General features: G+C 55.8%; 11 protein-coding genes (1 of these 11 running past the window's edge). All 11 read right to left on the bottom strand.

Going from position 1 to position 11,942, the window contains the following annotated elements:
* Positions 1-534: the 5' portion of a D-glycero-beta-D-manno-heptose 1,7-bisphosphate 7-phosphatase gene (gene gmhB, locus KYK33_RS01130; protein ID WP_224431772.1), read on the bottom strand. It extends 9 nt beyond the left edge of the window; 534 of the gene's 543 nt are visible here — the first part of the coding sequence; its start codon is at positions 532-534; its stop codon lies off the left edge, out of view.
* A 100-nt stretch (positions 535-634) separates the two neighbouring features.
* Positions 635-1,819, bottom strand: coding sequence for an elongation factor Tu (gene tuf / locus KYK33_RS01125; protein ID WP_042644447.1), 1,185 nt, complete (start codon positions 1,817-1,819; stop codon positions 635-637).
* A gap of 54 nt (positions 1,820-1,873) precedes the next feature.
* The gene (gene fusA / locus KYK33_RS01120; protein WP_042043649.1) at positions 1,874-3,979 is read right to left on the bottom strand and encodes an elongation factor G; all 2,106 of its coding nucleotides are present in this window, start codon (positions 3,977-3,979) and stop codon (positions 1,874-1,876) included.
* A gap of 78 nt (positions 3,980-4,057) precedes the next feature.
* On the bottom strand, positions 4,058-4,528 hold the full coding sequence (rpsG, locus tag KYK33_RS01115) for a 30S ribosomal protein S7 (RefSeq protein WP_005901834.1): 471 nt from the start codon (positions 4,526-4,528) through the stop codon (positions 4,058-4,060).
* Positions 4,529-4,621: 93 nt separating this feature from the next.
* Positions 4,622-4,996 carry a 30S ribosomal protein S12 gene (gene rpsL / locus KYK33_RS01110; protein WP_005901832.1) on the bottom strand — a complete coding sequence of 125 codons (375 nt, stop codon included), beginning with the start codon at positions 4,994-4,996 and terminating at the stop codon, positions 4,622-4,624.
* A gap of 183 nt (positions 4,997-5,179) precedes the next feature.
* Complete coding sequence (gene tusB, locus KYK33_RS01105) at positions 5,180-5,458, bottom strand: sulfurtransferase complex subunit TusB (protein WP_224431771.1); 279 nt, start codon at positions 5,456-5,458, stop codon at positions 5,180-5,182.
* 8 nt (positions 5,459-5,466) lie between these two features.
* Positions 5,467-5,823, bottom strand: a complete 357-nt coding sequence (gene tusC, locus KYK33_RS01100; protein ID WP_224431770.1) for a sulfurtransferase complex subunit TusC — start codon at positions 5,821-5,823, stop codon at positions 5,467-5,469.
* 7 nt (positions 5,824-5,830) lie between these two features.
* Positions 5,831-6,223: a sulfurtransferase complex subunit TusD gene (tusD, locus tag KYK33_RS01095; RefSeq protein ID WP_224431769.1), complete on the bottom strand. Its 393-nt coding sequence runs from the start codon at positions 6,221-6,223 to the stop codon at positions 5,831-5,833.
* Positions 6,224-6,306: 83 nt separating this feature from the next.
* On the bottom strand, positions 6,307-6,687 hold the full coding sequence (locus KYK33_RS01090) for a RidA family protein (RefSeq protein ID WP_042043656.1): 381 nt from the start codon (positions 6,685-6,687) through the stop codon (positions 6,307-6,309).
* Between the two features lie 23 nt (positions 6,688-6,710).
* A complete protein-coding gene (locus tag KYK33_RS01085) occupies positions 6,711-7,427 on the bottom strand; it encodes a helix-turn-helix transcriptional regulator (RefSeq protein WP_040319155.1) in 717 nt (238 codons plus the stop codon).
* A 195-nt stretch (positions 7,428-7,622) separates the two neighbouring features.
* A complete protein-coding gene (gene rpoC / locus KYK33_RS01080; protein WP_224431768.1) occupies positions 7,623-11,927 on the bottom strand; it encodes a DNA-directed RNA polymerase subunit beta' in 4,305 nt (1,434 codons plus the stop codon).
* Between the last annotated feature and the right edge of the window lie 15 nt (positions 11,928-11,942).

Below are 11,942 nucleotides of genomic sequence, written 5' to 3'. Positions count from 1 at the left end.
GGCTGGCACAGAAACGGCGAAATCGTGCAGATTGTCATAGACAGCATCGGCCAATGCCATGCCTGCATCGGTGATCGGCTTGCCGGTACGCACCATCACTTTATGGCCAACCTTGGCATTAGCCGCAGCGCTCAGGTCGGAAGGCTTGTCACCCACCATATAAGAACGGCTCATATCAATGCCAAGCTCTTGCTGTGCCAGCAGCAACATGCCAGGGGCAGGTTTACGGCAATCACAGGGCGCACCGTGATCCGGGTGATGAGGGCAGAAGTAGATGCCATCCAGATCCACACCCCGATCGGCCAATGACCAATCCATCCACTCGGTGAGATTCATGAAATCATCTTCACTGAAGTAACCACGCGCGATACCCGACTGATTGGTGACCACGATCAGCTGATAGCCTTTTTGCTTCAGCAGTTGCATGGCGTCAATCACGCCAGGCAGAAAATGGAAGTCGTCGACCTGGCTGACATAACCGGTGTCTTCGTTGATGACACCGTCACGATCCAAAAAGATGGCAGCTTTGCTCACTCGTCATTACCTCTTGTTATAGGGAACTCTCAGGATGGCATGAGCCAAACGTAAAAAGGGTGGCCTAAGCCACCCTTTTAGTGCGTATTGCAGGGATCGATTAAGCGATCACGCTTGCAACAACACCAGCACCTACGGTACGGCCACCTTCACGGATAGCGAAACGCAGACCGTCGTCCATCGCGATCGGCGCGATCAGGGTAACAACCATTTTGATGTTGTCGCCTGGCATTACCATTTCAACGCCTTCCGGCAGTTCGATGGTACCGGTCACGTCGGTAGTACGGAAGTAGAACTGAGGACGGTAGCCTTTGAAGAACGGGGTATGACGACCACCTTCTTCTTTGGACAGTACGTACACTTCAGATTCAAACTTGGTGTGCGGCTTGATAGAACCCGGCTTGGCCAGTACTTGACCACGCTCTACGTCTTCACGCTTAACACCACGCAGCAGGGCGCCAACGTTCTCACCGGCACGGCCTTCGTCCAGCAGTTTGCGGAACATTTCAACACCGGTACAGGTAGTGGTCACGGTATCTTTGATACCGACGATTTCTACAGACTCACCGACTTTAACGATGCCGCGCTCAACACGACCGGTTACTACGGTACCACGGCCAGCGATGGAGAAGACGTCTTCGATAGGCATCAGGAACGGCAGGTCAATGGCGCGCTCCGGCTCCGGGATATAGGTATCCAGGTGGCCAGCCAGCTCGATGATCTTCTCTTCCCAAGCAGCGTCGCCTTCCAGCGCTTTCAGCGCGGAGCCACGAACTACCGGCAGGTCATCACCCGGGAAGTCGTACTCGGTCAGCAGTTCGCGAACTTCCATCTCGACCAGCTCAAGCAGCTCTTCGTCGTCGACCATGTCGCACTTGTTCATGAACACGATCATGTACGGGATACCAACCTGGCGACCCAGCAGGATGTGCTCACGAGTCTGCGGCATCGGGCCGTCAGTCGCTGCAACAACCAGGATTGCGCCATCCATCTGGGCAGCACCGGTGATCATGTTTTTAACGTAGTCGGCGTGACCCGGGCAATCTACGTGCGCGTAGTGACGGGCAGCAGTGTCATATTCTACGTGGGAGGTGTTGATGGTGATACCACGCTCACGCTCTTCCGGGGCCTTGTCGATCTGGTCGAAGGCGAAGGCTTTACCACCGAAGTGCTTGGCCAGCACGTTGGTGATGGCGGCGGTCAGGGTGGTTTTACCGTGGTCAACGTGGCCGATGGTGCCGACGTTTACGTGCGGTTTGTTACGTTCAAATTTTTCTTTAGACACGACGTAGTCCTTCTAGGTTAAACCCGCCTACCGTCGTAGGCGGGGAATCTTAAATTACTTGGATTTGCGCTCTTCGATCACTGCCTGAGCCACGTTGTTCGGGGCGTCGGAGTACTTAGCGAATTCCATTGCGTAGGAAGCACGACCTTGGGTAGCGGAACGCAGGGCGGTCGCATAACCGAACATCTCGGCCAGCGGCACCAGAGCACGTACGATCTTGCCGGACGGGCCGTCTTCCATACCTTCGATCAGGCCACGACGACGGTTCAAGTCACCGATAACGTCGCCCATGTAATCTTCCGGAGTCTCAACTTCGACCTGCATGACAGGTTCCAGCAGAACCGGCTTGGCTTTCATGTAGCCAGCTTTGAAGGCCAGGGAAGCCGCGATCTTGAACGCCAGCTCGGAAGAGTCGACATCATGGTAAGATCCGTAATGCAGACGCACACCGATATCCATGACTGGATAGCCTGCCAGCGGGCCGGATTTGAGCTGCTCGCGCAGACCCTTATCAACACCTGGGATGTATTCACCAGGGATCACGCCACCTTTGATATCGTTAACGAATTCATAGGTTTTGCCAGCTTCCAGCGGGTACATATCGATGATGACGTGACCATACTGACCACGACCACCAGACTGCTTGGCGTGCTTACCTTCGATATCCTTGACGGTTTCACGAATGGTTTCACGGTAGGCAACCTGCGGTTTACCAACGTTCGCTTCAACCTTGAACTCGCGACGCATACGGTCAACGATGATGTCCAGGTGCAACTCACCCATACCGGCGATGATGGTTTGGCCAGATTCTTCGTCAGTCCATACACGGAAAGACGGATCTTCCTGCGCCAGACGGCCGAGTGCCAGACCCATCTTCTCTTGGTCAGCCTTGGTTTTAGGCTCAACCGCGATGGAGATTACCGGCTCCGGGAATTCCATACGCTCGAGGATGATCGGGGATTTTTCGTCACACAGGGTGTCACCAGTGGTCACGTCTTTCAGACCGATGGCAGCAGCGATATCGCCTGCGCGAACTTCTTTGATCTCTTCACGCTTGTTGGCATGCATCTGAACGATACGGCCAAAACGCTCACGCTTCTCTTTGACGGAGTTCATCACGGAGTCGCCGGAGTTAACCACACCGGAGTAAACGCGGAAGAAGGTCAGGTTGCCCACGAACGGATCGGTAGCAATCTTGAATGCCAGTGCAGCAAACGGCTCGTCATCAGACGCATGACGCTCGTCTTTAGTCACGCCATCCAGCTTCAGGCCATCGATAGCAGCAACGTCGGTCGGTGCCGGCAGGTAGTCAACAACGGCATCCAGCATGGCCTGTACGCCCTTGTTCTTGAACGCGGAGCCACAGGTAACCAGGATGATTTCGTTGTTCAGAACGCGCAGACGCAGAGCAGTCTTGATCTCTTCCTCGGTCAGCTCTTCGCCGCCCAAGTATTTTTCCATCAGCTCTTCAGAGGCTTCAGCGGCAGCTTCAACCAGGTTCAGACGCATTTCTTGCGCCTGCTCCAGCAGCTCAGCAGGGATCTCTTCGTAATCGAAGGATACGCCCTGATCTGCTTCGCTCCAGTTGATGGCTTTCATCTTGACCAGGTCGATAACGCCCTTGAAGTTCTCTTCTGAACCGATGTTCAGTTGCAGAGGAACAGGAACGCCTTTCAGACGGGTTCTGATGTGCTCAACGCAGCGCAAGTAGTTGGCACCGGTACGGTCCATCTTGTTGACGAACGCGATACGGGGAACCTTGTACTTGTTAGCCTGACGCCATACGGTCTCAGACTGTGGCTGTACGCCACCTACGGCACAGTACACCATCACGGCGCCATCCAAGACACGCATTGAACGCTCTACTTCGATAGTAAAGTCAACGTGGCCTGGGGTATCGATGATGTTGATACGGTGCGGTTGATACTGTTTGCCCATGCCGGACCAGAATGCGGTGGTCGCAGCAGAGGTGATAGTGATTCCACGCTCTTGCTCTTGTTCCATCCAGTCCATGGTGGCGGCGCCATCATGCACTTCGCCGATCTTATGGCTAACACCGGTGTAGAACAGTACGCGTTCGGTAGTAGTAGTCTTACCGGCGTCGATGTGAGCGGAGATACCGATATTACGGTAGCGCTCAATGGGGGTTGTACGAGCCATTGTCATCCTCTTACTAAGGAGCTTGTCCCTAGATAATTGAAGGTGCGCAGGATCTTTAGCAGACCCTGCGCAAGCGGATTACCAGCGGAAGTGAGCGAAGGCTTTGTTCGCTTCAGCCATACGGTGAACGTCTTCACGTTTCTTGACAGACGAACCCTTATTGTCAGCGGCATCCAGCAGCTCGCCAGCCAGGCGCTGAGCCATTGATTTTTCACCACGTTTACGAGCGGCATCAACCAACCAACGCATTGCCAGGGCATTGCGACGTACCGGGCGAACTTCTACCGGCACTTGATAGGTTGCACCACCGACACGACGAGATTTAACCTCGACGGACGGACGAATGTTGTCCAGGGCTTCTTCGAATACAGCCAGGTGATCTTTGCCGGATTTGGTGGCAATGATGTCCAGAGCACCGTAAACGATGGCTTCGGAAACAGATTTCTTACCGTCAACCATTACTACGTTGACAAATTTAGCCAGCAGCTCTGATCCGAACTTGGGATCTGGCAGGATTTTACGCTGACCAACAACACGACGTCTTGGCATTTCAAATTCTCCGTAACTTCAGGGGTTACCCAAAACTAGAAAGTTATCTAACTAGAAACGAATTAACGTTTGGCCTTACTTAACGGAGAACCATTAAGCTTTCGGACGCTTCACGCCATACTTGGAGCGAGATTGCTTACGGTCTTTAACACCGGCACAGTCCAACGCACCACGAACGGTGTGATAACGAACACCTGGCAAATCCTTGACACGACCGCCACGGATCAGAACAACGGAGTGTTCCTGCAGGTTGTGACCTTCACCGCCGATATAGGAGGTGACTTCGAAGCCGTTGGTCAGACGAACACGGCACACTTTACGCAGTGCAGAGTTAGGCTTCTTGGGGGTGGTGGTGTATACACGAGTGCACACGCCACGCTTCTGAGGGCACGCTTCCAGCGCAGGCACGTTGCTTTTTTCAACGAGCTTAGTGCGTGGCTTGCGAACCAACTGGTTAATAGTTGCCATCAAAAGGCTCCTGATAATGACTTCATAAACATGTGAAAAATCCTCCCCGCAGATACGGGGACGCGAAATTTTATGCCCTGTCGCTGAGGGAGTCAAGATTTATACAATCCGTGCCGTAAAAGGACACAGACCCTGACAGCGATGTAGAGCCAAACCACTGAGTTATAACAATTAATGTTGACGTTAGCATGACCATGAATGTGGCGAACCTTCAGCCTCAATCAGCACCACCAACCCCGTCATGGTCAGGGATAACCCGGATCCCTCCCCCAAACCGCGGGCCTGCAGATCCTCACTCATCACATAGAGCCGTTCCTCGGCCAATTTGGCCTGCCAGAGCGGGCTGACGGCTGCGACCACCGCATCTTGCATCAGCACCAGGGCATCACCCTGATTTCGGTATCGCAACGCCTGCTCCAGATCCTGGGTCAGGAAGGGCGAGCTCATTATCAAATGGATCATAACCCCTCTCAGAAGCTCAGATGAATGGCATAACTGGCCCAAAGCCGGGTCAGTTCAGCCCTGGGCAGACAACGGGCCTCGATGATGAGGTCGTCTGGCTGCAGGCCGCGCTCAGAGAGCGAGTCAGCGCAGACATAGAGCTCCTCCACATCATAGAGCTCCAGCAGCTTGAAGGTCGGGGCGTAATGGCGCTGCAGTATGGCCTGCGGCTGTTGATCCTGGACCAGCTGCAAGACCCCGTCCTCGATGAGAAACAGGGCGAGTGACTCCGTCAGGGCAGAGCTGGCCAGCAGGGCATCGAGCCCTTCTCTGCCCGCCGCCGAGCCATGGGGCCCTCGCCTGCCGATAAAGGCAATCTTGTTCATACCCCTCCTAAAATTGCACGAAACGATCCGCGGTCAAGGTCGCTTCCGCCAGTTGCCCGAGGCCACTCAGGCAGAAGGGCTCGCCCAGATTGAAGTGCGCCTTGCCCACCTCGGAGGCCTGGACCTCGTCCAGTACGCCACGGCGCATGGCCGCCGCCACACAGACATCGATACGGATCCCCTGCTCAACGGCTAGCTCGGCCCATAAACGCACCAGGTCTGTCTCATCGGACGCGGGGGCATGGAGTTGATTGCCGTTGCTCACCCCCTCTTGATAGAAGAACAGGTGAGAGAGGCGATGTCCCTCCGCCAACAGGGCGCGAGCGAAGCGGTAAGCGGTGCTGGCCGATTGGCTGCCATAGGCAGGCCCCGTCACCAACAGGGCAAAACTCAGACTCATAGCCAGATCCCCAAGAGGTAGCCCATCGCAGAGCCACAGACAAAAAAGCCCCTCCGGGAGGGGCTCATCACAGCGATGCCGGATCAGATATGGGCGATCGCTTCCACTTCAACCAACACATCTTTCGGCAGGCGGGCCACCTCAACGCAGGATCGCGCGGGTGCCGAGTCGCCGAAGTAACGGGCATAGACCTGATTGAAGGCCACGAAGTTGTTCATGTCGCTCAGGAAACAGGTTGTTTTCAGCACCTTGCTGGGATCGGAACCCGCCGCCTTCAGCACGGCAACCAGGTTCTTCATCACCTGCTCGGCCTGCGCTTCGACACCCCCACTGACGATCTCCATGGTGCTCGGATCGAGCGGGATCTGGCCAGAGGTGAACACCAGCTCACCCAACTTGGTGCCCTGCACATAAGGGCCAATCGCGGCGGGAGCCTGTTCGGTTGCGATTACTTCTTTAGCCATTCATCTGTCCTCTTCTATGGCGCTCACTCGCTCTCATCTTCACCCTGCTTGCGCTGGCGGATGTAAAGATAGACGGTGTGTTTGGAAATATTAAGTTTGTCGGCGACCAGATTGATCGAATCCTTGATATCGAATATGCCCTTCTCGAACAGCTGGGTCACGATAAAACGATTCTTGGCATTGTTGGCCACGGTCGGATCGCGATTGATCTCGTCGATGGTGTTATCCACCGTCTGGGCGACCAGCTCCTCAACGCTGTTGGCGAAGGTCTCTGGCGACTGGCGCTCGACCTGCTGTGGGGTCGGGAAGAACTCGGCCACAAACTCATGAAAAGGCGCATTGATGTGCAAGTTGATACAGATAAGACCGATCACCTGCTTGTCGCTGTTGCGAATGGCAATGGTGATCGACTTCATCAGCGCACCGGTACGACTGCGAGCGAAGTAGCTTTGTGTGTACTCCTGACCAGCATTCTCTATGTCCTTGAGCATACGCAGGGCCAGATCGGTGATCGGCGCTCCTTCGTTGCGACCCGTGTTGAAACCATTCGCTATCTTGATCACCGACTCGTGCAGATTCTCCAGGGAGTGAAGTACCACCTCACAGTGCTTGCCGAACAACTCGGCCAAGCCCTCGATCAGCCCCTCATAGGAGCGCAACAATTCCCTGTCTTCGTCTGTAAAAGTGCGGCTGACCAGCTGTTCCTCGGGAAGCATTACATCCTCGATACCGACAGTCATCTTTTACCCCTGTAATCACGTTAACTGATCCGAGTTTTCAATTGCGCACTGGCAATGTCAACTTTTTTTGATTTTTTGCTCTATAACCTTGCACTGGATCATCCCCTGCCCCAGCCCGGTGCAGCCTGGGTCAATGTACCAACAACAAAAAGGGCTCCCTGAAGGAGCCCTCTTTTTAATCACTGCAGCTGAAGATTACTCTTCGTCAAAACTGCCGGATGCATTAAGCAGATCCGCCAGGTTTTGCTGAGCTTCATCGGCAGTCACCTGCGGTACACCGACAGCACGAGCTGCGGCGGCACGCTGGTTGATCCGGCTGTGGTGGTAGGCAAAGCCAGTACCGGCCGGGATCAGACGACCCACGATGACGTTCTCTTTCAGGCCACGCAGTTCATCACGCTTGCCGCCAACGGCCGCTTCGGTCAGAACACGGGTGGTTTCCTGGAAGGAAGCCGCGGAGATGAAGGACTCGGTGCTCAAGGATGCCTTGGTAATGCCCATCAGGATATGACGGAAGGTGGCCGGGATCTTACCCTCGGCAACCAGCTTACGGTTGGCAATCTTGACACGGGCCACTTCAACCTGCTCGCCTTCGATCAGGTCAGTGTCGCCAGCGCTCAGGATCTCGCACTTACGCAGCATCTGACGAACGATGACTTCGATGTGCTTGTCGTTGATCTTAACGCCTTGCAGACGGTAAACGTCCTGCACTTCGTTGGCGATATAGTTGGCGACCGGGCTGATACCGCGCAGACGCAGGATATCGTGAGCAGACTCAGGACCGTCCGCCAGCACTTCACCCTTCTCAACTTTTTCACCTTCGAACACGTTCAGGTGACGCCACTTCGGAATCATCTCCTCGTAGACATCGCCACCATCGGTCGGGGTGATGACCAGACGGCGTTTGCCCTTGGTCTCTTTCCCGAAGGAGATGGTACCGGAGATCTCGGCCAGGATAGCCGGTTCCTTCGGAATACGTGCTTCGAACAGATCCGCAACGCGCGGCAGACCACCGGTGATGTCCTTGGTACCGCTGGATTCCTGCGGGATACGCGCAACCGCGTCACCCACACCCACGTTGGCACCATCTTCCAGGTTCACGATCGCCTTGCCCGGCAGGAAGTACTGGGCGGCAACATCGGTACCCGGGATCATGACATCTTTACCGTTCAGGTCGACCAGTTTAACGGTCGGACGCATCTCTTTACCGGCACTCGGACGCTCGTTGACATCCAGTACGACGATGGAAGAGAGACCGGTCAGCTCGTCGGTTTGACGGGTGATGGTCACGCCATCGATCATGTGTTCGAAGTCCAGGCGACCTGCTACTTCGGTGATGATCGGGTGGGTGTGCGGATCCCAATTGGCCACGGTTTCACCGGCAGTCACTGCCTGGCCATCTTTCACTTCCAGGACGGAACCGTAAGGCAGCTTGTGGCTTTCCTTGGTACGGCCCATCTCGTCCATGATGGTCAGTTCAGTAGAACGTGAGGTGATAACCAGCTTGTCGGCGCTGTTGAGAACGAACTTGGCGTTCTGCAGCTTGATGCTACCGGTGTTCTTGACCTGGATGCTGCTCTCGGCAGCAGCTCGGGATGCGGCACCACCGATGTGGAAGGTACGCATCGTCAGCTGGGTACCCGGTTCGCCGATGGACTGGGCGGCGATAACACCGACAGCCTCACCCTTGTTGACCAGGTGACCACGGGCCAGATCGCGACCGTAGCAGTGGGCACAGTTACCGAAGTCGGTCTCACAGGTGATGGCAGAACGTACCTTCACGCGGTCGACGGAGTTACGCTCCAGCAGATCACACAGATACTCGTCGAGCAGGGTATTGCGCGCGACCAGGATCTCGCCTTCAGTACCCGGCTTGATCACATCATCGGCAACCACACGACCCAACACGCGCTCACGCAGCGGTTCGACCACGTCGCCACCTTCGATCAGCGGAGTCATCCACAGACCTTCGATGGTGCCGCAATCGTCTTCGGTGATGACCATGTCTTGTGCCACGTCAACCAGACGACGAGTCAGGTAACCGGAGTTAGCCGTCTTCAGTGCGGTATCCGCCAGACCTTTACGAGCACCGTGAGTGGAGATGAAGTACTGCAGTACGTTCAGACCTTCACGGAAGTTCGCCACGATCGGCGTTTCGATGATGGAACCATCCGGCTTGGCCATCAGGCCACGCATACCGGCCAGCTGACGGATCTGGGCGGCGGAGCCCCGCGCACCAGAGTCGGCCATCATGAAGATGCTGTTGAACGACGCTTGCTCTTCTTCTTCACCCAGTGAGTTGACATCACGCTCCTTGGACAAGTTCTCCATCATGGCCTTGGAGACGCGCTCGTTGGCGCTGGCCCAGATATCGATAACCTTGTTGTAGCGCTCGCCCGCGGTCACCAGACCGGACAGGAACTGGTCCTGGATCTCGGCAACTTCGGCTTCGGCTGCGGCAATGATCTCTTTCTTGGCATCCGGGATGACCATGTCATCGATACCAACGGAAGCACCAGACAGGGCCGCATAATGGAAACCGGTATACATCAGCTGGTCAGCGAAGATGACGGTGTCCTTCAGACCCTGCTTGCGATAGCAGGTGTTCAGCAGACGGGAGATGAGCTTTTTGCCCAGCGCCTTGTTGGATACAGACTTGATCCAGTTCTGCGGATTGGCATCCAGGTCAGCCTGCTCTGCAGCAGTCAGCACCTTCGGCTCATCGATCAGAGCATATTCCATGCCTTTTGGCAGGATCAGGCTCAGGATCGCACGACCGACGGTGGTGTTCTTCAGCTCAGTGTGCTCTACCAGCGAATCATCTGCCTGACGCAGGTATTCGGTGATGCGCACTTTGACACGGGCATGCAGATCGGCCAGACCGGCGCGATACACCTTCTCGGCTTCTTTCGGGCCGGCCAGCACCATACCTTCGCCCTTGGCGTTGATACGGGCACGGGTCATGTAGTACAGACCCAAGACCACGTCCTGGGAAGGCACGATGATCGGCTCACCGGAGGCAGGCGACAGGATGTTGTTGGTAGACATCATCAGGGCGCGCGCTTCCAGCTGGGCTTCCAGGGTCAGCGGTACGTGGACCGCCATCTGGTCACCATCGAAGTCGGCGTTATAGGCGGCACAGACCAGCGGGTGCAGCTGGATGGCTTTACCTTCGACCAGGGTCGGTTCGAACGCCTGGATACCCAGACGGTGCAGAGTCGGTGCACGGTTCAGCAGGACCGGGTGTTCGCGGATCACTTCGTCCAGGATGTCCCAAACGACGGCTTCTTCGCGCTCCACCATCTTCTTGGCGGCCTTGATCGTGGTCGCCAGACCGCGGGTCTCGAGCTTGCCATAGATGAAGGGCTTGAACAGCTCCAGCGCCATCTTCTTCGGCAGACCACATTGATGCAGGCGCAGGGTCGGGCCTACTGTGATAACGGAACGACCAGAGTAGTCGACACGTTTACCCAGCAAGTTCTGACGGAAACGACCTTGCTTACCCTTGATCATGTCGGCCAAGGATTTCAGCGGGCGCTTGTTGGAACCAGTGATGGCACGGCCACGACGGCCGTTATCCAGCAGGGCATCCACGGACTCTTGCAGCATGCGCTTTTCGTTGCGCACTATGATGTCCGGTGCCGCCAGGTCCAGCAGACGCTTCAAGCGGTTGTTACGGTTGATCACACGACGGTACAGATCGTTCAGATCTGAAGTCGCGAAACGACCGCCGTCCAGCGGTACCAGCGGACGCAGGTCCGGCGGCAGCACAGGCAGCACTGTCATGATCATCCACTCCGGCTTGTTGCCGGATTGCAGGAAGGCTTCCATCAGCTTCAGGCGTTTGGTGGTCTTCTTGCGTTTGGTCTCGGAGTTGGTCTGATCCAGCTCCTCGCGCATGGTTTTGACTTCACCTTCCAGATCGATGGCACGCAGCAATGCAAGGATTGCCTCGGCACCCATCTTGGCGTCAAATTCATCGCCCCACTCTTCCAGTGCGTCCAGATAGTTCTCTTCGGACAACATCTGGCTGCGCTCGAGGTTGGTCATGCCGGGTTCGATCACTACATAGGATTCGAAATACAGCACGCGCTCGATGTCACGCAGGGTCATGTCCAGCAGCAGACCGATACGGGACGGCAGGGACTTCAGGAACCAGATGTGGGCAGTCGGGCTGGCCAGCTCGATATGGCCCATGCGCTCACGACGGACCTTGGTCTGGGTCACTTCTACGCCGCACTTCTCGCAGATCACACCACGGTGTTTCAGGCGCTTGTACTTGCCGCACAGACACTCGTAGTCCTTCACCGGTCCGAAGATACGGGCACAGAACAGACCATCACGTTCCGGCTTGAAAGTCCGGTAGTTGATGGTCTCAGGCTTTTTGACTTCACCGAATGACCAGGAGCGGATCATGTCAGGAGAGGCCAGACCGATCTTAATACTGTCAAACTCTTCGGTCTTAGTCTGAGCCTTCAAAAACTTGAGTAAGTCTTTCACGTGTTTCCCCTGTCA

This window comes from Aeromonas rivuli (genome assembly GCF_020149575.1).
GTDB classification, from domain to species: Bacteria; Pseudomonadota; Gammaproteobacteria; order Enterobacterales; family Aeromonadaceae; genus Aeromonas; species Aeromonas rivuli.
This window is presented reverse-complemented; position numbering and strand designations above follow the sequence as displayed.